This is a genomic window from Salmonella sp. 2020_1459, from assembly GCF_043847915.1.
GTDB classification, from domain to species: Bacteria; Pseudomonadota; Gammaproteobacteria; order Enterobacterales; family Enterobacteriaceae; genus Salmonella; species Salmonella enterica.
Map to the genome: position 1 here is coordinate 551,835 of NZ_JBCMFA010000003.1, position 21,704 is coordinate 573,538.

The window sequence follows — 21,704 nt, forward strand, 5'->3', positions numbered from 1 at the left end:
TTATAGGCCGGTATGACGCTTGAGCGCCTTATCGACGGCGTCCCTGCTTCACCGCTTTCAAAATAACAAACTTATTGTTGGTTGCTATCGTCGCGCAATTACCGAAAATCTTCTTCAGCTTGTGGAAATAGTCCAGATGGCGGTTCGCCACAATATACAGTTCGCCGTTGATTTTCAGGCAGCGGCGGGCATGATGGAACATCTCCCAGGCGATATTATCCGTCAGCGCATGTTTCTGGTGGAACGGCGGGTTGCAGAACACAGCGTTAAAACGGAACGGCTCCACGCCGGAGAGCGCGTTGTTGATCATAAATTCGCAGCGTTCGAACGCTTCCGGCAGGTTCGTTTCTACATTCAAACGGCTGGAATCTACCGCCATCGGCGATTCATCGACAAATACCACGTTCGCCTGCGGATTTTTCGCCAGTAAGCTCAGGCCAATCACCCCATTGCCGCAGCCGAGATCGACAATCTCCCCGTCGAGGTTTTCCGGCAAATGCTGCATAAAGAAGCGCGCGCCGATATCCAATCCGGTACGAGAAAACACATTCGCGTGGTTGTGAATCGTCCAGCCTGTATCTTCCAGTTTCCAGTTTAGCGTTTGCGGCGCGTCGGCCAGTTGCGGATGACTGAAGGTACAGTTAATCAGGCGCGCTTTCTTCCACGCCAGCGTCGTCGTGGTTGGGCCCAGCACTTTTTCAAACAGTTCCAGCGTAGAGGTATGAATATCTCGCGCTTTCGCGCCGGCGATAATACGCGTTTGCGCCGTAACGACCTTACGCAAAGCGCGTAACTGCTGTTCCAGCAACGCCAGCGTTTTCGGTACCTTAATCAATACCACGCCCGGCGCCTGCGGGTAGTCAGCGGTACTGTCGAGAAACGTTACGCTGGACTCCGCGATGCCGTTATGGCGTAAATTCTCTCGCGTACCCAGTTCGCTTAAATACGAATCGCCAATACTGTATGGCGAATGCTCCGCCAGCGCACAGCTTAGCGCGCCAAACGTATCATTCAGGATCAGCACCGGGCCGCGAATTTCCGTCTCATCCAACTGTTGCAGCAGATACTCATCGGCCGCCTCCCACGCCAGAAGCGGGTTAACATCATCCGTTTGCGGAAAACGTTTCAGCGTCAGTGAACGGAAACCGTCGTCTACGTGGCTCATTAGGCCTCCTGAATGGTAAAATTGCGGCGTTATCCCTGAAAAGGGTGCGTGAGTATACACTTTTTATCAGCAACATGGAGCTTTGATGACCTCACTAACTTACCTTCAGGGGTATCCGGAACATCTCCTTGCCCAGGTGCGCGCCTTAATCGCCGAGCAGCGCCTGGGGGCGGTGCTGGAAAAACGTTATCCCGGCGCGCATGATTACGCTACTGACAAAGCGCTATATCACTATACTCAGGAACTGAAAAGTCAGTTTCTGCGCAATGCGCCGCCCATCAATAAAGTGATGTATGACAGCAAGATCCATGTGCTGAAAAATGCGCTGGGACTGCATACCGCTGTCTCGCGCGTTCAGGGCGGCAAGCTCAAGGCAAAGGCGGAGATCCGCGTCGCTACCGTGTTTCGCAACGCTCCGGAGCCATTCTTACGGATGATTGTGGTTCACGAACTGGCACACCTGAAAGAGAAAGATCATAACAAAGCGTTTTATCAGCTCTGTTGCCATATGGAGCCGCAGTACCATCAACTGGAGTTTGATACGCGCCTGTGGCTGACGCATCAGGCGCTGTCGGCACAATAAATTCTGAAAATGCCCCTTCCCCCGTATCTTTTTAACGGCGTGGGCATAAAATCGACGCGTTCACATTTCGCTCATTGCCTGCCGCCACGTCAAGGATGACGATCTGTAGAGGGTATTTTTTATCCACCGCCAACGGAACCGCGCAACGACCATGCTCTCACAATGTGCCCGTTTTATCCGCCGCCTCTGTTTTACACGCCGGGCGTTAACAGTGGCGTGTTTTCTGCTTGTCGCAGCAGGCGTCGCGCTTTTCTATTCCAACTGGCTTATCGTCAACGCCTCACAGCATCTGACATGGAATGACATTCAGACCGTTCCCGCCCGCAACGTCGGGCTGGTGTTAGGCGCCAAACCCGGCAATCGGTATTTTACCCGGCGGATTAATACTGCCGCCGCGTTGTATCACGCCGGTAAAGTGAAGTGGCTGTTAGTCAGCGGCGATAACGGCAAAAAAGAGTACGATGAACCTTCGGCGATGCAGCAGGCGCTGATAGCGAAAGGTGTGCCGGAAGCGGCCATTTTTTGTGATTATGCCGGATTCTCCACGCTGGACTCCGTAGTTCGCGCCCGGAAAGTGTTTGGCGAAAGCCGCATTACGATTATCTCGCAAGCATTCCATAATCAACGGGCGATCTGGCTGGCGCAACAATATGGCATTGACGCTATCGGCGTTAACGCGCCGGATCTGAATAAAAGGCACGGAACCTACACACGACTTCGGGAAAAGCTGGCGCGGGTTAGCGCGGTGCTGGATGCCAAAATTTTGCACCGTCAGCCTAAATATCTGGGCGCTGGCGTCACTATTGGGGCTGATAGCGCACACGGGTGCCCTTCTCGCCAGTAAAATGCCAGAGTGCGTCGCAGCGCACTGGCAAGGGCGGAAAGGCGTGCTACATTGACGAAAAATCCCTTTCTGGAGTCCGCTGACGTTTATGATACGTTTCGCTGTAATTGGGACTAACTGGATCACGCGCCAGTTTGTCGACGCCGCCCATGAAACCGGCAAATTCAGGCTCGCCGCCGTTTACTCCCGTAGTCTTGAACAGGCGCAGTCTTTCGCAAATGATTATCCCGTCGAGCATCTGTTTACCTCGCTGGAAGCGATGGCGCAAAGCGACGCGATTGAGGCGGTTTATATCGCCAGCCCGAATTCCCTGCATTTCTCCCAGACGCAGCGCTTTTTGCAGCATAAAAAGCATGTCATGTGCGAAAAGCCGCTGGCTTCTAACCTGGCGGAGGTTGATGCCGCTATCGCCTGCGCGCGCGATAATCAGCGGGTACTGTTTGAAGCCTTTAAAACCGCCTGCCTGCCCAATTTCCTGCTGCTGCGGGAATCGTTGCCGAAAATCGGCAGAATGCATAAAGCATTCCTAAATTACTGCCAGTACTCTTCACGTTATCAGCGCTATCTGAACGGTGAAAATCCGAATACGTTTAATCCGGCCTTCTCCAATGGTTCGATTATGGATATCGGGTATTACTGTCTGGCGTCGGCGATCGCGCTATGGGGCGAGCCGCGCAGTGTTCAGGCGTCGGCGAATTTATTGGAAAGCGGAGTAGATGCGCACGGCGTCGTGGTTATGGATTACGGCGATTTTAGCGTCACGCTACAGCATTCCAAAGTCAGCGACTCGGTACTGGCCAGTGAAATTCAGGGCGAGAGGGGATCGCTGGTCATTGAAAAGCTGTCGGAATGCCAGAAAGTGTGTTTTGCGCCGCGCGGCGCGCTGATGCAGGATCTGACCCAGCCTCAGCATATTAATACCATGCTGTATGAAGCCGGGGCGTTTGCCCAGCTTATTGAAAACCATGCCGTGGAACATCCGGGGTTGTCGCTAAGTCGCGCCACGGCAAAATGGCTGACAGAAATACGCCGTCAAACCGGGGTCATCTTCCCGGCGGACGATCTGACCCATCCCCTTACTGCGTAAAATTATGTAAATCATATGTTACAGGTCATTGACTCTACGCGTGGCCTGTCATACTTTGTTACGCGCAAAGGGGAGTAACTTCATTGCCGGTCGATCGTCATTACGATGTGTGCAAAACCACATCCGGTCACCGGGCAGCCATAAAGGAATGCGTCAGCGTATTCCTTTATTGTTGTAAGTGAGACCTTGCCGAATGGCAAGGTCTATGCATAAAAGCAGCGGCTAATGCCATTCGGCGTTAGCCGTTTTTTTTTTTTGCATAGGGAGAAATAATGAATACTGTTGGTACGCCATTATTATGGGGTGGATTCGCGGTTGTTGTGGTGATAATGCTATCCATCGACCTGTTGTTGCAGGGACGCCGTGGCGCACATGCTATGTCGATGAAACAAGCGGCAGGATGGTCAATCCTGTGGGTAACGCTCTCGCTACTGTTTAACGCCGCTTTCTGGTGGTATCTGGCTGAAACGCAAGGGCGCGAAGTTGCTGACCCGCAGGCATTAGCGTTCCTTACCGGCTATCTGATTGAAAAGTCGCTGGCCGTAGATAACGTCTTTGTCTGGCTGATGCTGTTTAGCTATTTCTCCGTCCCTCCGGCTCTGCAACGCCGGGTGCTGGTGTATGGGGTTCTTGGCGCGATCGTGTTGCGTACTATCATGATTTTCGCCGGTACCTGGCTTATCACTCAGTTCGAATGGCTGCTGTATGTGTTCGGTGCCTTCCTGCTGTTTACCGGCGTAAAAATGGCGCTGGCGAAGGAAGATGAATCCGGCATTGGCGAAAAACCGATGGTGCGTTGGCTGCGCGGGCATCTGCGCATGACCGATACGATCGAGAACGAGCACTTTTTCGTACGTAAAAACGGCCTGCTGTATGCCACGCCGCTGCTGCTGGTGCTGATTATGGTTGAGTTCAGCGATGTGATCTTCGCCGTTGACAGTATTCCGGCGATCTTTGCGGTCACCACCGACCCGTTCATCGTACTGACCTCTAACCTGTTTGCCATCTTAGGACTGCGCGCGATGTACTTCCTGCTGTCCGGCGTGGCGGAACGCTTCTCGATGCTGAAATATGGTCTGGCGGTCATTCTGGTCTTTATCGGCATTAAGATGCTGATCGTCGACTTCTACCATATTCCTATCGCGATTTCGCTGGGCGTAGTGTTTGGTATTCTGACCATTACGCTGGTGATTAACGCCTGGGTTAACCATCAGCGCGATAAGAAACTACGAGCGCAATAATCTTTTATCGGGGTAAACCTGCCCCGTCAAAAACGCCCGACAGCGCACACCTGTCGGGCGTTTTTGTTTAACATGTCACAATACTGTTAATATAAAGTTATAAAACATGATCACAGCAAAAAATCCAGGATATTTCGCTTCCCGAACCTTCAACTTTCCTTATACTCAACCAGGCAAACACTTTGTTACATCCTGAAAGATGCGCCGTAAGAGCGTGCAGGGGATGACCAGCAACACAATACAAGGAACATGAAATGGCTACGCAACGAGCATCAGGGCTACTGCAGCGTTTAGCGCAAGGCAGTCTGGTTAAACAAATTTTAGTGGGTCTGGTACTGGGGATTTTACTGGCATGGATTTCTAAGCCTGCGGCAGAAGCGGTTGGCTTGCTTGGCACCCTGTTCGTCGGCGCCTTAAAAGCGGTCGCCCCCGTTCTGGTGCTGATGCTGGTAATGGCCTCGATCGCCAACCACCAGCACGGCCAAAAAACCAATATTCGCCCTATTCTCTTTCTTTACCTGCTAGGCACCTTTTCAGCCGCGCTGGCGGCCGTTGTGTTCAGCTTCGCCTTCCCTTCAACCCTGCATTTGTCCAGTAGCGCCCAGGATATCGTGCCGCCGTCCGGCATTGTAGAAGTCCTGCGCGGTCTGCTGATGAGCATGGTGTCGAACCCCATCGACGCGCTGCTGAACGCTAACTATATCGGGATTCTGGTATGGGCCGTCGGTCTGGGATTTGCCCTGCGTCATGGCAATGAAACCACCAAAAACCTCGTGAACGATATGTCTAACGCCGTGACCTTTATGGTGAAACTGGTGATCCGTTTCGCGCCAGTCGGTATTTTTGGTCTGGTTTCATCAACGCTTGCAACCACCGGCTTCTCTACCCTGTGGGGTTATGCGCACCTGCTGGTCGTCTTGATTGGCTGTATGCTGCTGGTCGCGCTGATGGTCAACCCGCTGTTGGTATTCTGGAAAATTCGTCGCAACCCTTATCCGCTGGTGTTCGCCTGCCTGCGTGAAAGCGGCGTTTATGCCTTCTTTACCCGCAGCTCTGCCGCCAATATTCCAGTGAATATGGCGCTGTGCGAAAAGCTGAATCTGGACAGGGATACTTACTCCGTTTCCATTCCGCTGGGCGCCACTATCAATATGGCCGGCGCGGCAATTACCATTACGGTTCTGACGTTGGCGGCAGTCCATACGTTAGGCGTCCCGGTGGATCTGCCTACAGCGCTGCTGCTGAGCGTGGTGGCCTCGCTGTGTGCTTGCGGCGCCTCCGGCGTGGCAGGCGGTTCATTGCTGCTGATCCCGCTGGCGTGCAACATGTTTGGCATCCCGAACGATATCGCGATGCAGGTAGTAGCGGTCGGCTTTATTATCGGCGTATTGCAGGATTCGTGTGAAACGGCGCTGAACTCGTCTACCGATGTTCTGTTCACTGCGGCAGCCTGCCAGGCAGAGGACGAACGTCTGGCGAATAACGCCTTGCGTAGCTAAGTGATTATCGATGCCGGATGGCGTATGCCATCCGGCGTAACGATAGATCTGAATCTCCCAATCCATAGGCTGTGATGGAAAGCGAATTGATGTTCACGCGCAACATCCTCGCGTAACGTTATATGTAGATGGCGTCTGCCGCGGCGCTCGGTCAGCGTAAAGTATAAAGTGTCAGCCTGTGTAAATCCTCTCGCCACCCTCCCTTGCGATAAGCAAAATCAAAGCTCAACGACGCGTAATTTCTATAACGGACTTCGTTGACCTTTGTTACAATTAGATGCATTTTGAATTTTTGTGTGTTAGTGCTTGCTTACTTCACAACTTAACAAGGAATAGTTCAGGCCGCGAATTTGCCGTTTCCGCAACGCTGATAAAAACTCCAACTCTGTTGCGGCAGTGCAAACCTCAGATCACCGGCGTGACGTTAACCGATTCTCCAGGAATACTGAATGGAACTACTGACTCAATTGCTGAATGCCCTGTGGGCTCAGGACTTTGAAACACTGGCCAATCCTTCCATGATTGGCATGTTATATTTTGTGTTATTTATGATTTTGTTTCTGGAAAATGGGCTGCTCCCTGCCGCCTTTTTGCCTGGCGACAGCCTGTTGATCCTGGTCGGCGTGCTGATCGCCAAAGGCGCGATGGGTTATCCACAAACCATTTTGCTGCTTACCGTCGCGGCCAGCCTGGGTTGCTGGGTCAGCTATATTCAGGGCCGCTGGCTGGGGAATACCCGCACCGTGCAAAACTGGCTCTCTCATCTCCCCGCACATTATCATCAACGCGCCCATCACCTTTTCCATAAACACGGCCTGTCGGCACTATTGATAGGCCGTTTTATCGCGTTTGTCAGAACGCTGCTGCCCACCATTGCCGGCATATCCGGTCTGAATAACGCGCGCTTTCAGTTCTTCAACTGGATGAGCGGCTTGTTGTGGGTGCTTATCCTGACGTCGCTGGGCTATCTGCTGGGCAAAACGCCCGTCTTTATGAAGTATGAAGATCAGTTAATGTCATGCCTGATGCTGCTGCCCGTGGTGCTGCTCTTTTTTGGCCTGGCGGGTTCACTGGTCATGCTGTGGAAAAAGAAGTATGGGAGCCGGGGATAACTTATGCTTAAACCACGCATAACTGCCCGACAACTCATTTGGATCAGCGCTTTTCTACTGATGCTGACCATACTCATGATGACGTGGTCAACGCTGCGTCAGCAAGAGTCGACGCTGGCCATTCGCGCGGTTAACCAGGGCGCCAGTATGCCAGACGGCTTCTCAGTTCTGCATCATCTGGATGCGAACGGCATTCATTTTAAAAGCATTACGCCTAAAAATGACATGTTGCTCATTACCTTCGATTCCCCTGCGCAAAGCGCCGCAGCAAAAACAGTGCTTGATCAAACGTTACCACACGGTTATGTCGTCGCTCAGCAGGACGATGACAACGAAACGGTACAGTGGCTGTCCCGCTTACGGGAAAGCTCACACCGCTTTGGCTAATCTCCAGGAATCCGAATCATATCACTCACTTTGGTGATTTCATTGTTTAATGACTATGATTAATAAAGCGGTGTTTAACCCACCGCGTTATTATCGGGATCACCGCCCCGGACAACGGGTCCGAACATAAGGGAAAGTTCAGGAATGAAATACCGCATCGCTTTGGCTATCACGCTTTTTACACTTAGCGCCGGTAGCTACGCTAATTCGCTTTGTCAGGAAAAAGAGCAGGATATACAAAAGGAAATTAGCTACGCTGAAAAGCACAACAATCAGCGCCGTATTGAGGGTCTGAACAAGGCGCTCAGCGAAGTACGCGCCAATTGTACTGACAGCAAGCTGCGCGCCGAGCATCAGAAAAAGATCGCTGAGCAAAAAGAAGAGGTAGCCGAACGCCAACGTGATTTAGCCGAGGCAAAAGCAAAAGGCGATGCGGATAAAATAGACAAACGTGAACGTAAGCTGGCCGAGGCTCAGGATGAGCTAAAAAAACTTGAGGCCAGAGACTACTAAATTAACGCCGAATGTAAATACTCACTCACCTGGAGAAAACTATGTCGAAAGATAACACTACGGAACATCTGCGCGCTGAGTTGAAATCCCTGACCGATACGCTTGAAGAAGTGCTGAGCTCTTCGGGCGAAAAGTCGAAAGAAGAGTTGAGTAAGATTCGTAGCAAAGCCGAGCGCGCGCTGAAAGAGAGCCGTTACCGCCTGGGCGAAACGGGTGATGTGATTGCCAAACAGACTCGCGTCGCCGCCGCCCGCGCCGATGATTATGTGCGCGAAAATCCCTGGACAGGCGTAGGCATTGGCGCCGCTGTCGGTCTGGTGTTGGGCGTACTGCTGACGCGTCGTTAATTATGGCGGACTCTCGACAGGCACAAGGACCAGGCAAAAGCGTACTGGGTATCGGGCAGCGGATTGTCACCATTATCGTTGAGATGGTGGAAACCCGGCTGCGACTGGCGGTAGTAGAACTGGAAGAAGAGAAAGCGAACCTCTTTCAGCTTTTGCTGATGGTAGGTCTTACCATGCTCTTCGCGGCGTTTGGCTTAATGAGCCTGATGGTTCTGGTCATCTGGGCTATCGATCCTCAGTACCGTTTGAACGCGATGATCGCTACCACAGTTGTGCTGTTAGTGCTTGCGCTAATCGGCGGCATCTGGACTTTGCGCAAAGCGCGTCAGTCCACGCTATTGCGCCATACGCGGCACGAACTGGCTAACGATCGGCAAATTCTGGAGGACGATCAGTCGTGAGCAGCAAAGGCGAACGCGAAAAACGTAAAGCGCTGCTTCTCAGTCAGATCCAGCAGCAACGGCTGGATCTGTCCGCCAGCCGTCGCGACTGGCTGGAGACCACCGGCGCGTACGATCGCGGCTGGAATACGGTGTTAAGCCTGCGCTCCTGGGCGCTGGTCGGTAGCAGCGTAATGGCCATCTGGACCATCCGTCATCCTAATATGTTGGTACGCTGGGCGAAACGCGGCCTGGGTATCTGGAGCGCCTGGCGCCTGGTAAAAACTACCCTCCGTCAACAACAGCTCCGCGGTTAATATCTTTTCTTTTATAGCATCGCGCCATCAGGTTATCACCTGGTGGCGCGATACTTTTATGCATATCGTCTCTTTAGCAATCACTCAAATTTTTTGAAAAAATTTGGCAATTTTCCTTGCTAACAATTCCTGCACGCCACGTTTATGATTCTCTCCAGCGATAAAAATGATGCGCCAAACCGCGTCATTGCTCATGAAAATAGCAGCAGCCGCCGAATCGGCCCCCTGGAGAATAAAATGAAAAAATTAGAAGATGTTGGTGTACTGATAGCGCGTATTTTAATGCCAGTTCTGTTTATTACCGCAGGATGGGGAAAAATTAGCGGCTATGCGGGCACACAGCAGTATATGGAAGCGATGGGCGTACCAGGATTCCTGCTGCCGCTCACCATACTGCTTGAGTTCGGCGGCGGTCTGGCGATTCTGCTGGGGTTCCTCACCCGCACCACTGCGCTTTTCACCGCTGGTTTTACGTTGCTGACGGCATTGATCTTCCATAGCAATTTTGCAGAAGGTGTAAACTCGCTGATGTTTATGAAAAACCTGACCATTGCCGGCGGATTCTTATTACTGGCGTTAACCGGGCCTGGCGCGTTCAGCCTTGACCGTCTGCTGAATAAAAAGTGGTAAGCAATCTATACTCAATTAAAAAAGCGAGGGAATAGCGCCTCGCTTTTGTCATCTGAAGGAGAGAGACATGGGACAACTGATCGATGGCGTCTGGCACGATACCTGGTATGACACCAAATCTTCCGGGGGGAAATTTCAGCGTTCAGCGTCGGCTTTCCGCAACTGGCTTACCGCTGACGGCGCGCCCGGACCTTCCGGCGAAGGCGGATTCGCCGCAGAAAAAGATCGTTACCATCTGTACGTTTCCCTTGCCTGCCCCTGGGCGCATCGCACGCTCATTTTCCGTAAACTGAAAGGTCTGGAGCCGTTTATTCCGGTTTCCGTCGTGAATCCATTGATGCTGGAAAACGGCTGGACGTTTGATGATACTTTTCCGGCGGCCACCGGCGATACCCTCTATCAGCATGAATTTCTCTACCAGTTGTATCTGCACGCCGATCCACACTACAGCGGCCGCGTCACCGTACCGGTCTTATGGGATAAAAAAAATCATACTATCGTCAGCAACGAGTCCGCCGAAATCATTCGTATGTTTAACTCCGCCTTCGATGGGCTGGGCGCTAAAGCCGGGGATTACTATCCCCCCGCGCTGCAAAGCAAAATTGACGAGTTAAACGGCTGGATTTATGACAACGTTAATAACGGCGTTTATAAAGCAGGCTTCGCCACCAGCCAGCAAGCGTATGATGAAGCGGTAGACAAGGTATTTACTGCGCTGGCGCGCCTGGAACAGATTCTCGGACAGCACCGCTATCTGACGGGCGACCAGTTGACCGAGGCGGATATCCGCTTATGGACGACCCTGGTACGCTTTGATCCGGTTTACGTGACTCATTTCAAATGCGACAAATACCGAATCAGCGACTACCTGAATCTGTACGGTTTCCTGCGCGATATCTATCAAATATCGGGCATTGCTGAAACTGTTAATATGGACCATATTCGTCACCACTATTTCCGTAGCCATAAAACGATTAACCCCACGGGTATCATTTCTGTCGGACCGTGGCAGGATCTGCTCGAACCTCACGGGCGCGACGTGCGCTTTGGCTAATTTCAGGCGTCCTCCGGGACGCCTTATTAATAAATACCACAAATATTTACCAGCATTTCATTCGCGGCTATTCTTAGTTTGATTACTTTAAAAACAAGTGATTGAACCATTATTGAGGCGAAAATGGATTGGTATTTAAAGGTTTTAAAAAATTATCTGGGATTTGGCGGCCGCGCGCGACGCAAAGAGTACTGGATGTTTATTCTGGTCAATATCATCTTTACCTTTGTGTTGGGCCTGCTGGACGCCATGCTTGGCTGGCAACGCGCCGGGGGTGAAGGCGTTCTGACCACCATTTACGGCGTTCTGATCTTTTTACCGTGGTGGGCCGTGCAGTTCCGTCGTCTGCATGACACTGACCGCTCCGCATGGTGGCTACTGTTGCTACTTATCCCCATTATCGGCTGGCTTATCATCATCGCGTTCAACTGCCAGAATGGTACGCCGGGCGACAACCGCTTCGGCCCCGATCCGAAACGTTTTTCCTGATGGCGGCGCGGCGCCGCTTTTAAAGCGCCGCGCGCTATTTATTTTCCGGCGAATAGCTTAGGTATTTCCCGCAGGCACCAGGCTTTTGCCTCCCCCATACTGTCGCGCCGCCAGGCCATAATAATATCGATTTCGCTGGTCGATTCCGGGCTGACCACGCGTAGCCGCCCTTCGGCAATATCCTGTTCCACCATCGAATATGGCATGGTCGCGACGCCAAGCCCGGCCAGCAGCGCCTGACGTTTATCTTCAATCGTGCTTACCGTCAGACGTGGCTGCTTATCCAGCAGTTGCACCGTTAATACCGGCCGCTCGCGCGCGGTATCCGCTACCGCTACGCCGCGGTATTTAACCCGCGTCACTTCCGAAAGCGGCTCCGGCTCCTGATGAATAGGGTGGTCAGGCGCGGCGACATACACATTCATTAACGTATACAACTTACGGGAGTTAATTTCCGACGACGATCGAAAATGCATATCCGGAGCGATAACGATATCCGCCCGTCCCTGCTCAAGCCGCTCCCATGCGCCAGCCAGTACTTCGGTAATCAATGAAAGCTGCGTATTGGCTTTAGCGGCCAGCCGGTCGATCAGTGGAAAAAAAGCAGGCGTCGGTACCAGAGCTTCAGTGACCAGCGTCAGATGCGTTTCCCAACCGCGGGCCAACGCTTCAGCATCCGTCGTTAACTTGTCTGCCGCTTCCAGCAATACCCGCCCGCGTTCCAGCAGCATACGTCCGACGTTGGTGAATTTTGTACGATGGCCGGAGCGATCGAACAGTACAACGTCCAACTCTTCTTCCAGCTTCTGCATGGTGTAACTCAGCGCGGAGGGCACACGCCCCAACTCATCAGCCGCTGCGGCAAAACTGCCCCGGCGGTCAATGGCGTCCATCACACGCAATGCTTCAAGCGTCAGCGCTCTCTCTTTAGCCATAACGTTCTCATTCAGGAAATTTGAACATACCGGGCAGAATATCTGGCTAACAATGCAGCGTCCAGCCCCTTAACATAAAAGGAAGTAAAGAGAGGTTAATAACGATGATTACGACCCGAACCGCCAAACAATGTGGACAGGCAGACTACGGATGGCTACAGGCCCGCTATACCTTCTCCTTTGGACACTATTTCGACCCTACACTGCTAGGCTACGCGTCGTTGCGCGTACTGAACCAGGAAGTGCTGGCGCCGGGCGCCTCTTTTCAGCCTCGAACTTACCCAAAGGTGGATATTTTAAACCTGATTCTGGACGGCGAAGCGGAATACCGCGACAGCGACGGCAACCATGTACAGGCTAAAGCGGGCGAAGCGTTACTGCTCGCCGCGCAGCCGGGCATTAGCTACAGCGAACATAATATCAGCAAAGTTAAGCCGTTAACCCGAATGCAACTGTGGCTTGACGCCTGTCCTGAACGGGAAAACACGCTGGTACAAAAAATCCCACTCCTGGCGGCGCAACAACAGCTTCTTGCCTCGCCCGACGGTGAGCAAAACAGCTTACAACTGCGCCAACAGGTCTGGGTACATCATATTACGCTGGAGAAAGGCGAATCGCTTAATTTCCAGCTTCACGGGCCGCGCGCCTATTTGCAGTCGATTCACGGTACGTTCCACGCGATGACGCACAACGAAGAACGCGAGGCGTTAACCTGCGGAGATGGCGCATTTATTCGTGATGAACCTAACATTACGCTGGTTGCCGATACGCCGCTGCGCGCATTACTGGTAGATTTACCGGTGTAGCCAGCCAGAAAAGGAGTCGCAAGATGAGCAAAAAATCGGCGAAGAAACGTCAGCCCGTGGTAAAACCTGCCGTACAGGAGGCGATGAGCGCCGCTGTGCCGCTGGGCTATGAAGAGATGCTAACCGAACTGGAAGCCATCGTGGCGGACGCCGAAGCCCGGCTGGCAGAAGAAGAGGCCGCAGCCTGAAATCATGCCGGATGGCGGCGCAAGCGCCCGATCCGGCTGATAACGGGTAGACCCGATAAGCGCAGCGCCATCGGGCAACACGCTGCCCCGACGTCATGCCGGGGCGTTATTATTAATGCGCTTTACTGGCCATAATCTCGATGATCTGCTTGTCGGTCTGCTGCATTGAGCGACACGCCAGCGAACACAAATTCGAAATAGATTGTTCGACATTGTGCGCCACAATCCCTTCGTTTCCGGTCACCGCCGTATCATCCAACGCCATCAGTACGGCTTTCCACGCCGCCGACGCGCTGGTAGAGACTTTCATCGCGCAGCTATTCGACGCGCCATCGCAAATCATCCCGCTGACATCACCAATCATACTGCTGATAGCCATTGCGATAGTGTCGTAACGACCATCTATCAGCCACGCCATACCCGCTGCCGCGCCCATCGCCGCCGTAGTTGCCGCGCACAGCGCCGACAAACGCGGAAGCTGATGGTGAATATAGATAGCGCTCAAATGCGATAACATTAGCGCGCGCGCCAGGCGCTCGTCATCGGCGCCGACATGTTCAGCAACCACCATGACTGGCACCGTGGCGGTAATCCCCTGGTTGCCGGAGCCGGAGTTGCTCATCGCGGGCAACGTGGCACCGCCCATTCTGGCGTCTGACGCCGCGCTGGTACGGATCAAAATCGCCGTGGAGAGATCTTTCGCCAGCAGACCGCGATCGCACTGTTTGGCCAGCGTCGAACCGATATGCAGCCCCCAGGAACCACGCAGTCCCTCCTGCGACAACGCGCCGTTTAGCCTGGCCGCATCGAGAATAAAGCGGATAGCGTCAAAGGGCACCGCATTCACAAACGCCAGGATCTCTTCCAGCGAGGTATGAGACAGCACTCCCAGTGGCGAGGTTTTTTCTTCTTCCTGCGCATTATCGGCCTGGGTAAATACCACACCCTTGTCGGTTTCTATCCGCACAATATTTGTATGATCGCCGACGATCGTGACACATGCCCAGCTATCGCCGCTATACACTTTCGCCCGTGAAAACAGGATATCGTTACATGGCTCCTGCAACATCACCGCGACATGTCCAGCGGCCAGCATCGCTTTTGCATCGGCAACGGCTTTAGCGGAAGCGTCTTTTAACACCTCCAACCCGGCTTTCGCATCACCGCCCAACGCGCCCAACGCCGCGGCGATCGGTAGCCCTACCATTCCCGTTCCTGGAACGGTAACGCCCATACCATTTTTCATCAGATTGGGCGAAACCCACGCGTCAATGCGTTCAACTGTGCCGTTAAGTTCAGCCGCCGCCGCCGCTGCCGCCAGCGCCAGTGAAATTGGCTCAGTACACCCCAGCGCCGGTTTTACTTCTTCCTGTACGGCCAGAATAAAACTTTGCCACAATGGATTTATTTTAGATTCAAACATAACAACAACCTTAATCTCAGGTATATCAAGAGAATGCCAGGAACGGAGAAACGCATAGCAGCAGACCGGTAATAATAATCAGGTACAACGAAGCGCCTTTATATTTGTGCAATGCGGGAACCTTGTAGACCAACCATGCCGGAATTAAACAGCCCACCATACCGAAGATAGGGCTACAAATAGAGGTGAAGCTCAGTACCGGCGCGTTGAGCACAATGGCGCTCCAGGCCAGCAAAATAGCGAAAATCATAATGCCGCGCTGTACCAGATTTTCCTTAATCTTCTCGGCGGGCATTTTACGGCGCAGGATATTCATCACAATGCCTTGCGTCGCTTCGCGGAATCCTAAATAAACGCCAAAGAAGGCGGTCATGACGGCAAAGATGTTCAGAATTACGCTAACCACTTTGACCCAGCCAGCGCCATCGCCGCTAATAAATTGCGCGGCGATCGCCAGGGCGGAAATATTCTGCTCGTAGGCTTTCACCGCTTCGTCATGCCCCATCGCCAGGGTGAAGGAAACCGCATAGAAAAATACGGTAACGAACAGGATGCCAAACGCAATATTCATGGCACGCAGCGCTTTATGGCGTGCGACCTCAATAGATTTTTCGCGTGAACGGTAAGAGATCACCATTGGGCTTAACGTCTGGATAAATAAAATCGAGGTCAGCGTAAATGGCAGGGTAATAATGGCGTTTTTAATCAGCAGGGCCATCGGCGGCAGCGCGCCAATGTTATACAGATGCCACATACCCACCATAGAGACGCCCAGCGCCGCCACTACCAGTAGCTTGGTCAGCACCATGCCAGTGGAGATTTTGAACAGTAATTTTTCACCGCGTGAGGAAATCGCCACCAGGATGCAGATCAGCACCAGACCATAAAATGGACTATCGGAAAGCAATCCTTCCGTTACGCCGAAAGTATGCAGATAAGAGGCGCTGTCGTTAGTAATCGCCGTAGAATAGACGAACATCCAGATGACGAGCATCACAAAGTACAGCGCGCCTAATAAAATACCCCAGTTTTTGCCCAGATAGCCACTGATCACGCTGGGGTAGTCTTTACATTCCGGGGATTCCGCCAGCGTATTAATAAACAGCCGCTGGAACAGGTACATGGCCGGATAGCCAATAATAGAAGAGAGTAAAAAGACCCAAAGTCCCATCAGGCCAACCTGGACAGGAAGAAAAACGATCCCTGCGCCAATCGCCATCCCGATACTCATAATGACCCAACCGGTGTCGGTACTATCAAATTTGATGGCTTCACGCCATTCGCTTTCAGTCATCCCTGCCCGACGCGCCGGGGCTGATGCGTCGAGGATTACGCTGGTATTACTTGCCGATTCCATAAAATTCTCGCTCAATGTGTAGGTAGAGGTTTTTTTTATTTTTCGTGCCGCAGCAAGGCGATATGCAGAACGTGAGGTGCAGGTACTTTCTTGTAATAAGAAAATCATACGCGCACGATAAGAGAAAAACTTACCAATAAAACGCCTGCATTTCTTGTGGGTTAAGAATTCTTTTCTATTTACTATTGGTTTAATGTTGTTATTTTCTCTATTTGACGCGTATCACAACAAAAAAGGGCGCACTTTGGTGCGCCCTTTTCTCAACTTCTGTCTTCTACGTTATCCCATAGCCTGCTCACTCTGCGCCTGTCGGGCCTATCCACAAACGACTTTAATCGCCAGACCGCCGCGCGACGTCTCGCGATATTTGTCGTTCATGTCTTTACCCGTTTCGTACATGGTTTCGATTACTTTATCGAGCGAAACCCGCGGTTCAGAGGTACGGCGTAGCGCCATTCGCGCCGCATTTACCGCTTTAACGGCGTTAATCGCATTACGTTCAATACAAGGGATTTGTACCTGACCCGCCACCGGGTCACAGGTGAGGCCAAGGTTATGCTCCATCGCAATTTCCGCCGCAATACAGACCTGCGCCGGGCTGCCGCCCAGCAGTTCTGTCAGCCCCGCCGCCGCCATCGAACACGCGACGCCAACCTCGCCCTGACACCCCACTTCCGCGCCGGATATCGAGGCGTTCATCTTGTACAGCATACCAATCGCCCCCGCCGACAGCAGATAACGGGCGATAGAGTTGGCATTGACCGGACGACGGAATTTGTCGTAATAGGCCAGCACCGCAGGAATAATGCCGCACGCGCCGTTGGTCGGCGCGGTGACCACTCGCCCGCCCGCCGCGTTCTCTTCGCTCACGGCCAGGGCGAACATGTTAATCCAGTCAATAACGTTCATCGGATCGCGGGAGAGATTATCGCTGGAGACCAGCAGACGCCGTAACGCTACCGCGCGGCGTGGAACGTTCAGCGGCCCCGGCAGCACGCCCTCAGTATTCATGCCACGTTCAATTCCGGTCGCCATCACCTGCCAGATGCGGGCAAAGCCAGCGTCAATCTGCTCTTTGCTCCGCAACGCCAGTTCATTTTGCATCATCAGGCCGGAAACCGAGAGCCCCTGTCTTTCACACAGCGTCAACAGTTCGCTGGCGGAATGAAAATCATACGGCACCGATTTTTCTACGTCGTGCGACTGACCAAAACGCTCCTCTTCGACAATAAAGCCGCCGCCAATAGAGTAATACGTTTTGTGTAAAAGCGGCGCTTGTCCGTTCCAGGCGGTAATACGCATACCGTTTTCATGGCGCGCCAGGGTTTCAGCGTGAAAGAAAATACTGTCGGCGACGGGAAAATCCACCACATGCGCGCCACCCGCCACCGATAAACGGCTGCTGCGGGCAACCTCCTGGATAAACGCCGGAATGCTATCAATATTGACATCCTGCGGCGTATTGCCCGCCAGGCCCATAATGACGGCGGTATCGGTCGCGTGGCCTTTGCCCGTCAGCGATAGCGATCCGTAAAGATCAACCGTGATGCGCGTCGTTCGCGGCAGGTCGCCGCTGTCGATCAGCCGATCGATAAAACATTTTCCTGCATTCATTGGCCCTACGGTATGGGAGCTTGAAGGTCCAATGCCAATCTTAAAAATATCAAATGCGCTAATCATATCTCCCCCTAAGATTACCGTTCAGCGAAGATCCGTCGCGGGGCGATCCACACGATCGCCCCGTTCACGTTACATCGCCTGAGTAAAGGTGCGCGAAATAACGTCCTGTTGCTGTTCACGCGTCAGCGCATTGAAGCGCACGGCATAGCCGGAAACGCGGATCGTCAGGTTCGGGTAGTTTTCCGGATGTTCAATCGCATCCAGCAACATTTCACGGTTCATGACATTGACGTTCAGATGCTGCCCGCCTTCTACCTGTGCTTCATGATGGAAATAGCCGTCCAGCAGGCCGACAAGATTGGTTTTCCGCACCGCATCTTCTTTCCCGAGCGCCGCAGGCACAATCGAGAAGGTGTACGAAATACCGTCTTTGGCGTAGGTAAACGGCAGTTTCGCCACCGACGTCAGCGAGGCCACCGCCCCTTTGCGGTCACGACCATGCATCGGGTTCGCCCCCGGCGCGAACGGCGTTCCGGCGCGGCGTCCATCCGGCGTATTGCCGGTCTTCTGCCCGTACACGACGTTCGAGGTGATGGTCAAAATGGACTGCGTCGGCACCGCATTGCGATACGTCGGCAACACGCTAATTTTTTGCATAAAGCGTTTCACCAGGTCGCAGGCGATGCTGTCCACGCGCTCATCGTTGTTGCCGTACTGCGGATACTCGCCTTCAATAGCAAAGTCGATGGCAAGGCCGTTTTCGTCGCGGATCGGCTTCACCTGAGCGTACCTGATGGCGGACAGGGAATCCGCCGCCACCGACAGTCCGGCGATGCCGCACGCCATCGTCCGATACACATCACGGTCGTGCAGCGCCATCAGCGAAGCTTCATAGCTGTACTTATCGTGCATGTAGTGAATGATGTTCAGCGCGCTAATGTACTGCACCGCCAGCCAGTCCATAAAATGGTCGAGACTCTCCATTACCGCGTCATAATCCAGCACCTCATCCGTTAACGGCGCGGTTTTCGGCCCGACCTGGATTTTCAGTTTCTCATCAACGCCGCCATTGATAGCGTACAGCAACGTTTTGGCAAGGTTGGCGCGCGCGCCGAAGAACTGCATCTGCTTACCGATGACCATCGGGCTGACGCAACAAGCGATGGCGTAATCGTCGCTGTTAAAGTCGGTACGCATTAAATCGTCGTTTTCATACTGCAAAGATGAGGTCACGATGGAGACCTGCGCAGCATATTTTTTGAATGCCACCGGCAACGCTTCAGACCACAGTATGGTCAGGTTCGGCTCCGGCGCTGGCCCCATCGTGTGCAGGGTATGCAGATAACGGAAAGAGTTCTTCGTCACCAGCGTGCGGCCATCAAGCCCCATTCCGCCAATAACTTCGGTGGCCCAGATCGGATCGCCGGAAAAGAGCGAATCAAATTCCGGCGTGCGCAGGAAGCGCACCATGCGGATCTTCATGATGAAATGGTCGATCAGTTCCTGCGCCTGCTGCTCTGTCAGAAGGCCCGCGTTGAAATCGCGCTCAATGTAGATATCAAGGAACGAGGCGGTTCTTCCCAGCGACATTGCACCGCCATTTTGCGATTTTACCGCCGCCAGATAAGCGAAGTAGAGCCACTGTACCGCTTCCTGCGCGTTTCGCGCCGGGCGGGAGATATCGTAGCCGTATTTCGCCGCCATCTCCTGCATTTGCAGCAGCGCGCGACGATGCTCCGCCAACTCCTCACGCAGGCGAATCGTCGCCTCAAGATTCTGTCCCCGCTCCAGATTCGACTGCAGGTCGGCGAATTGCAGCTCGCGTTCGCGCACCAGATAACGGATGCCATACAGCGCGACGCGGCGATAATCGCCAATAATGCGCCCGCGACCATAACCATCCGGCAAACCGGTTAATACGCCGGATTTACGGCAGCGCAGCATATCCGGCGAGTAAACATCGAATACGCCCTGATTATGGGTTTTCCGCAGGTCGGTAAAGGTATATTCAAAATCAGCGTCCATTTCGCGGCCATAGGCGTGGAATGAACTTTTGATCATGTTAACGCCGCCAAACGGATGCAAAGCGCGTTTAAGCGGCTTATCCGTTTGTAAACCGACGATTTTTTCCAGCTCTTTTTCAATATACCCCGCATCGTGCGCGGTAATCGTCGTCGCGATGTTGGTATCGAAATCCACCGGCGCATGGGTCGCGTTCTCGATACGTATTCCCGCCATCACCTTTTCCCACAACGCTGTGGTCGCTGGCGTCGCGTCGGCGAGAAAAGATTCATCCCCCTCATAGGGCGTATAGTTATGCTGAATAAAATCACGGACATTAATTTCTTCTTTCCAGTCCGTACCTTTAAAATCACGCCATGCTTCGGCATACAGCATATCGCTGGTATCGATATTTACCTTCATGAAAAATAATCTCTCTACAGAACAGCCGTTAAGTTATGCAAATTCCACTGGTGCTTTCACGTTGCCTAAATGAATGGCATCAAGGGCAATCATTTTCTCTTCATTCGTGGGAATAACAGCGCAAATAACCTGAGAAGGGTTAGCGGAAATAATGCGCTCGCCGTGAGAATTCGGCTGCTTATTCATTTCAACGTCTAACGTAAGCCCCAGCACGCCCAGATGTTCAATGACCAACTGGCGAATTAATACTGAATTTTCACCAATACCGCCGGTAAAAATAATGCCATCCAGCCGATGTAACGATGCCGCGTGTCCGGCAATGTGACGGGCGATACGGTGGACAAACGTTTTTATCGCTAACCGGGCGCGCTCATGTCCTTCGTGCCAGGCTTTTTCCAGGACTCTAAGGTCGGATGACAACCCGGAGATGCCGAGCAAACCGGACTCTTTATTCACCACTCGCTCCAGATCGCTCAACGTCTGCCCGGTTTCTTTGGCTATCCACGCCATCGCGCCGAAATCAACGTCGCCACTGCGAGTGCCCATCATCAGCCCCTCAAGCGGCGTCATCCCCATTGAGGTATCCACGCTCTGACCATTGCGTACCGCGCAGATAGACGCCCCATTGCCCAGATGCGCGACAATCAGACCCGAGTTTTTTTCATCGAGGTCAAGCAGTTCATACGCGCGCCGCGAAACATAGCGATGCGACGTACCGTGAAAGCCGTAGCGACGCACACCCAGGCTGGAAAAATATTCCCACGGCAATCCGTACAAATAGGCTTCCGGCGCCAGCGTCTGGTGGAAACTGGTATCAAATACCGCCACCTGACGCACGGCCGGGAAAAGGTGCCGCGCCGCGTCAATGCCGCTTAAATTAGCGTAATTATGCAGCGGCGCTAAAGGTGATACCCGACGAATATTATCGATAATCTCATCGGTAATAATGACGGACTGCGTAAATAGCTCTCCACCGTGCGCGATACGGTGACCAATTAATGCCACGCTATCCGTTAAATCACGTTTTTCCAGCTCAAAGGCAATGGCTTTTAACGCGTCCTCATAATTAGAGTGCGCGAGGTTTATCGGCTTATCGCCATTAATAGATAAAAAGGCGTTTTCAGTATTCATCCCATCTGCTATTCCCGCCATTAAAACATCACAGGTAGCGACATCCAGTACAGAGAATTTGATAGAAGATGATCCGCAATTAATGACCAGAACGACCGGAAATTCATTCATGTAGTGCCTCCGTCGATGTCAGCCTGCGTCCACGCCCTGGGGCGGAACGCAGGCTAAACGT

The 21,704-nt window shown here is 52.9% G+C and carries 23 protein-coding genes; 16 read left to right on the plus strand and 7 right to left on the minus strand.

Going from position 1 to position 21,704, the window contains the following annotated elements:
• Positions 1 to 28: 28 nt before the first annotated feature.
• Positions 29 to 1,165, minus strand: coding sequence for a 23S rRNA (guanine(1835)-N(2))-methyltransferase RlmG (rlmG, locus tag ACH0VJ_RS11085; RefSeq protein ID WP_000019983.1), 1,137 nt, complete (start codon positions 1,163 to 1,165; stop codon positions 29 to 31).
• Positions 1,166 to 1,250: 85 nt separating this feature from the next.
• On the opposite strand from rlmG, the gene ACH0VJ_RS11090 reads away from it, so the two are divergent.
• The 14 genes from ACH0VJ_RS11090 (at position 1,251) to ACH0VJ_RS11155 (ending at position 11,648) form a co-directional block, all read left to right on the plus strand.
• On the plus strand, positions 1,251 to 1,748 hold the full coding sequence (locus ACH0VJ_RS11090) for a M48 family metallopeptidase (RefSeq protein ID WP_000202966.1): 498 nt from the start codon (positions 1,251 to 1,253) through the stop codon (positions 1,746 to 1,748).
• A 151-nt stretch (positions 1,749 to 1,899) separates the two neighbouring features.
• Entirely contained in the window at positions 1,900 to 2,592 is a 693-nt protein-coding gene (locus ACH0VJ_RS11095) for a vancomycin high temperature exclusion protein (protein ID WP_000951045.1), read from the plus strand.
• 88 nt (positions 2,593 to 2,680) lie between these two features.
• Entirely contained in the window at positions 2,681 to 3,679 is a 999-nt protein-coding gene (locus ACH0VJ_RS11100) for a Gfo/Idh/MocA family protein (protein ID WP_000617682.1), read from the plus strand.
• A 272-nt stretch (positions 3,680 to 3,951) separates the two neighbouring features.
• Complete coding sequence (locus ACH0VJ_RS11105; protein WP_001098833.1) at positions 3,952 to 4,920, plus strand: TerC family protein; 969 nt, start codon at positions 3,952 to 3,954, stop codon at positions 4,918 to 4,920.
• Positions 4,921 to 5,174: 254 nt separating this feature from the next.
• Positions 5,175 to 6,419: a serine/threonine transporter SstT gene (gene sstT / locus ACH0VJ_RS11110; RefSeq protein ID WP_000235361.1), complete on the plus strand. Its 1,245-nt coding sequence runs from the start codon at positions 5,175 to 5,177 to the stop codon at positions 6,417 to 6,419.
• Positions 6,420 to 6,868: 449 nt separating this feature from the next.
• Complete coding sequence (gene yqjA, locus ACH0VJ_RS11115; RefSeq protein ID WP_000422143.1) at positions 6,869 to 7,531, plus strand: DedA family general envelope maintenance protein YqjA; 663 nt, start codon at positions 6,869 to 6,871, stop codon at positions 7,529 to 7,531.
• A gap of 3 nt (positions 7,532 to 7,534) precedes the next feature.
• Positions 7,535 to 7,918, plus strand: coding sequence for an EnvZ/OmpR regulon moderator MzrA (gene mzrA, locus ACH0VJ_RS11120; protein WP_000917516.1), 384 nt, complete (start codon positions 7,535 to 7,537; stop codon positions 7,916 to 7,918).
• Positions 7,919 to 8,062: 144 nt separating this feature from the next.
• Complete coding sequence (locus tag ACH0VJ_RS11125) at positions 8,063 to 8,431, plus strand: DUF1090 domain-containing protein (protein WP_000877297.1); 369 nt, start codon at positions 8,063 to 8,065, stop codon at positions 8,429 to 8,431.
• Between the two features lie 41 nt (positions 8,432 to 8,472).
• Positions 8,473 to 8,778 (plus strand): YqjD family protein, encoded by a 306-nt coding sequence (locus ACH0VJ_RS11130; RefSeq protein ID WP_000031219.1) that lies wholly within the window; start codon positions 8,473 to 8,475, stop codon positions 8,776 to 8,778.
• Between the two features lie 2 nt (positions 8,779 to 8,780).
• Complete coding sequence (locus ACH0VJ_RS11135) at positions 8,781 to 9,179, plus strand: phage holin family protein (RefSeq protein ID WP_000785626.1); 399 nt, start codon at positions 8,781 to 8,783, stop codon at positions 9,177 to 9,179.
• A complete protein-coding gene (locus tag ACH0VJ_RS11140) occupies positions 9,176 to 9,475 on the plus strand; it encodes a YqjK-like family protein (protein WP_000095496.1) in 300 nt (99 codons plus the stop codon). The genes ACH0VJ_RS11135 and ACH0VJ_RS11140 overlap by 4 nt, the downstream gene beginning before the upstream one ends.
• Positions 9,476 to 9,712: 237 nt before the next feature.
• Positions 9,713 to 10,105 carry a DoxX family protein gene (locus tag ACH0VJ_RS11145; RefSeq protein ID WP_001592732.1) on the plus strand — a complete coding sequence of 131 codons (393 nt, stop codon included), beginning with the start codon at positions 9,713 to 9,715 and terminating at the stop codon, positions 10,103 to 10,105.
• A gap of 67 nt (positions 10,106 to 10,172) precedes the next feature.
• The gene (locus tag ACH0VJ_RS11150) at positions 10,173 to 11,159 is read left to right on the plus strand and encodes a glutathione S-transferase family protein (protein WP_000531161.1); all 987 of its coding nucleotides are present in this window, start codon (positions 10,173 to 10,175) and stop codon (positions 11,157 to 11,159) included.
• Positions 11,160 to 11,282: 123 nt separating this feature from the next.
• Positions 11,283 to 11,648 carry a DUF805 domain-containing protein gene (locus ACH0VJ_RS11155; RefSeq protein WP_000384139.1) on the plus strand — a complete coding sequence of 122 codons (366 nt, stop codon included), beginning with the start codon at positions 11,283 to 11,285 and terminating at the stop codon, positions 11,646 to 11,648.
• 38 nt (positions 11,649 to 11,686) lie between these two features.
• Here ACH0VJ_RS11155 and yhaJ read toward each other — a convergent pair whose 3' ends face one another.
• A complete protein-coding gene (gene yhaJ / locus ACH0VJ_RS11160; RefSeq protein WP_001041026.1) occupies positions 11,687 to 12,583 on the minus strand; it encodes a DNA-binding transcriptional regulator YhaJ in 897 nt (298 codons plus the stop codon).
• A gap of 104 nt (positions 12,584 to 12,687) precedes the next feature.
• On the opposite strand from yhaJ, the gene ACH0VJ_RS11165 reads away from it, so the two are divergent.
• Entirely contained in the window at positions 12,688 to 13,389 is a 702-nt protein-coding gene (locus ACH0VJ_RS11165) for a pirin family protein (protein ID WP_000633547.1), read from the plus strand.
• A gap of 23 nt (positions 13,390 to 13,412) precedes the next feature.
• Entirely contained in the window at positions 13,413 to 13,577 is a 165-nt protein-coding gene (locus ACH0VJ_RS11170) for a hypothetical protein (RefSeq protein ID WP_000039324.1), read from the plus strand.
• A 112-nt stretch (positions 13,578 to 13,689) separates the two neighbouring features.
• Here ACH0VJ_RS11170 and ACH0VJ_RS11175 read toward each other — a convergent pair whose 3' ends face one another.
• The 5 genes from ACH0VJ_RS11175 to tdcD form a co-directional block, all read right to left on the minus strand.
• On the minus strand, positions 13,690 to 15,000 hold the full coding sequence (locus ACH0VJ_RS11175) for a serine dehydratase subunit alpha family protein (RefSeq protein ID WP_000463090.1): 1,311 nt from the start codon (positions 14,998 to 15,000) through the stop codon (positions 13,690 to 13,692).
• Between the two features lie 25 nt (positions 15,001 to 15,025).
• Positions 15,026 to 16,357, minus strand: coding sequence for an amino acid permease (locus ACH0VJ_RS11180; RefSeq protein WP_000443187.1), 1,332 nt, complete (start codon positions 16,355 to 16,357; stop codon positions 15,026 to 15,028).
• A 315-nt stretch (positions 16,358 to 16,672) separates the two neighbouring features.
• A complete protein-coding gene (gene tdcG, locus ACH0VJ_RS11185) occupies positions 16,673 to 18,037 on the minus strand; it encodes an L-serine ammonia-lyase (protein ID WP_000622080.1) in 1,365 nt (454 codons plus the stop codon).
• A gap of 69 nt (positions 18,038 to 18,106) precedes the next feature.
• The gene (pflB, locus tag ACH0VJ_RS11190) at positions 18,107 to 20,401 is read right to left on the minus strand and encodes a formate C-acetyltransferase (RefSeq protein WP_000867326.1); all 2,295 of its coding nucleotides are present in this window, start codon (positions 20,399 to 20,401) and stop codon (positions 18,107 to 18,109) included.
• Positions 20,402 to 20,434: 33 nt separating this feature from the next.
• Positions 20,435 to 21,643 (minus strand): propionate kinase, encoded by a 1,209-nt coding sequence (gene tdcD, locus ACH0VJ_RS11195; protein ID WP_001001855.1) that lies wholly within the window; start codon positions 21,641 to 21,643, stop codon positions 20,435 to 20,437.
• Positions 21,644 to 21,704 lie beyond the last annotated feature (61 nt).

Bases quoted from the DNA above. Each gene is read 5' to 3' on its own strand.
- rlmG (WP_000019983.1), bottom strand. From the start codon at position 1,165: ATGAGCCACGTAGACGACGGTTTCCGTTCACTGACGCTGAAACGTTTT.
- ACH0VJ_RS11090 (WP_000202966.1), top strand. From the start codon at position 1,251: ATGACCTCACTAACTTACCTTCAGGGGTATCCGGAACATCTCCTTGCC.
- ACH0VJ_RS11095 (WP_000951045.1), top strand. From the start codon at position 1,900: ATGCTCTCACAATGTGCCCGTTTTATCCGCCGCCTCTGTTTTACACGC.
- ACH0VJ_RS11100 (WP_000617682.1), top strand. From the start codon at position 2,681: ATGATACGTTTCGCTGTAATTGGGACTAACTGGATCACGCGCCAGTTT.
- ACH0VJ_RS11105 (WP_001098833.1), top strand. From the start codon at position 3,952: ATGAATACTGTTGGTACGCCATTATTATGGGGTGGATTCGCGGTTGTT.
- sstT (WP_000235361.1), top strand. From the start codon at position 5,175: ATGGCTACGCAACGAGCATCAGGGCTACTGCAGCGTTTAGCGCAAGGC.
- yqjA (WP_000422143.1), top strand. From the start codon at position 6,869: ATGGAACTACTGACTCAATTGCTGAATGCCCTGTGGGCTCAGGACTTT.
- mzrA (WP_000917516.1), top strand. From the start codon at position 7,535: ATGCTTAAACCACGCATAACTGCCCGACAACTCATTTGGATCAGCGCT.
- ACH0VJ_RS11125 (WP_000877297.1), top strand. From the start codon at position 8,063: ATGAAATACCGCATCGCTTTGGCTATCACGCTTTTTACACTTAGCGCC.
- ACH0VJ_RS11130 (WP_000031219.1), top strand. From the start codon at position 8,473: ATGTCGAAAGATAACACTACGGAACATCTGCGCGCTGAGTTGAAATCC.
- ACH0VJ_RS11135 (WP_000785626.1), top strand. From the start codon at position 8,781: ATGGCGGACTCTCGACAGGCACAAGGACCAGGCAAAAGCGTACTGGGT.
- ACH0VJ_RS11145 (WP_001592732.1), top strand. From the start codon at position 9,713: ATGAAAAAATTAGAAGATGTTGGTGTACTGATAGCGCGTATTTTAATG.
- ACH0VJ_RS11150 (WP_000531161.1), top strand. From the start codon at position 10,173: ATGGGACAACTGATCGATGGCGTCTGGCACGATACCTGGTATGACACC.
- ACH0VJ_RS11155 (WP_000384139.1), top strand. From the start codon at position 11,283: ATGGATTGGTATTTAAAGGTTTTAAAAAATTATCTGGGATTTGGCGGC.
- yhaJ (WP_001041026.1), bottom strand. From the start codon at position 12,583: ATGGCTAAAGAGAGAGCGCTGACGCTTGAAGCATTGCGTGTGATGGAC.
- ACH0VJ_RS11165 (WP_000633547.1), top strand. From the start codon at position 12,688: ATGATTACGACCCGAACCGCCAAACAATGTGGACAGGCAGACTACGGA.
- ACH0VJ_RS11170 (WP_000039324.1), top strand. From the start codon at position 13,413: ATGAGCAAAAAATCGGCGAAGAAACGTCAGCCCGTGGTAAAACCTGCC.
- ACH0VJ_RS11175 (WP_000463090.1), bottom strand. From the start codon at position 15,000: ATGTTTGAATCTAAAATAAATCCATTGTGGCAAAGTTTTATTCTGGCC.
- ACH0VJ_RS11180 (WP_000443187.1), bottom strand. From the start codon at position 16,357: ATGGAATCGGCAAGTAATACCAGCGTAATCCTCGACGCATCAGCCCCG.
- tdcG (WP_000622080.1), bottom strand. From the start codon at position 18,037: ATGATTAGCGCATTTGATATTTTTAAGATTGGCATTGGACCTTCAAGC.
- pflB (WP_000867326.1), bottom strand. From the start codon at position 20,401: ATGAAGGTAAATATCGATACCAGCGATATGCTGTATGCCGAAGCATGG.
- tdcD (WP_001001855.1), bottom strand. From the start codon at position 21,643: ATGAATGAATTTCCGGTCGTTCTGGTCATTAATTGCGGATCATCTTCT.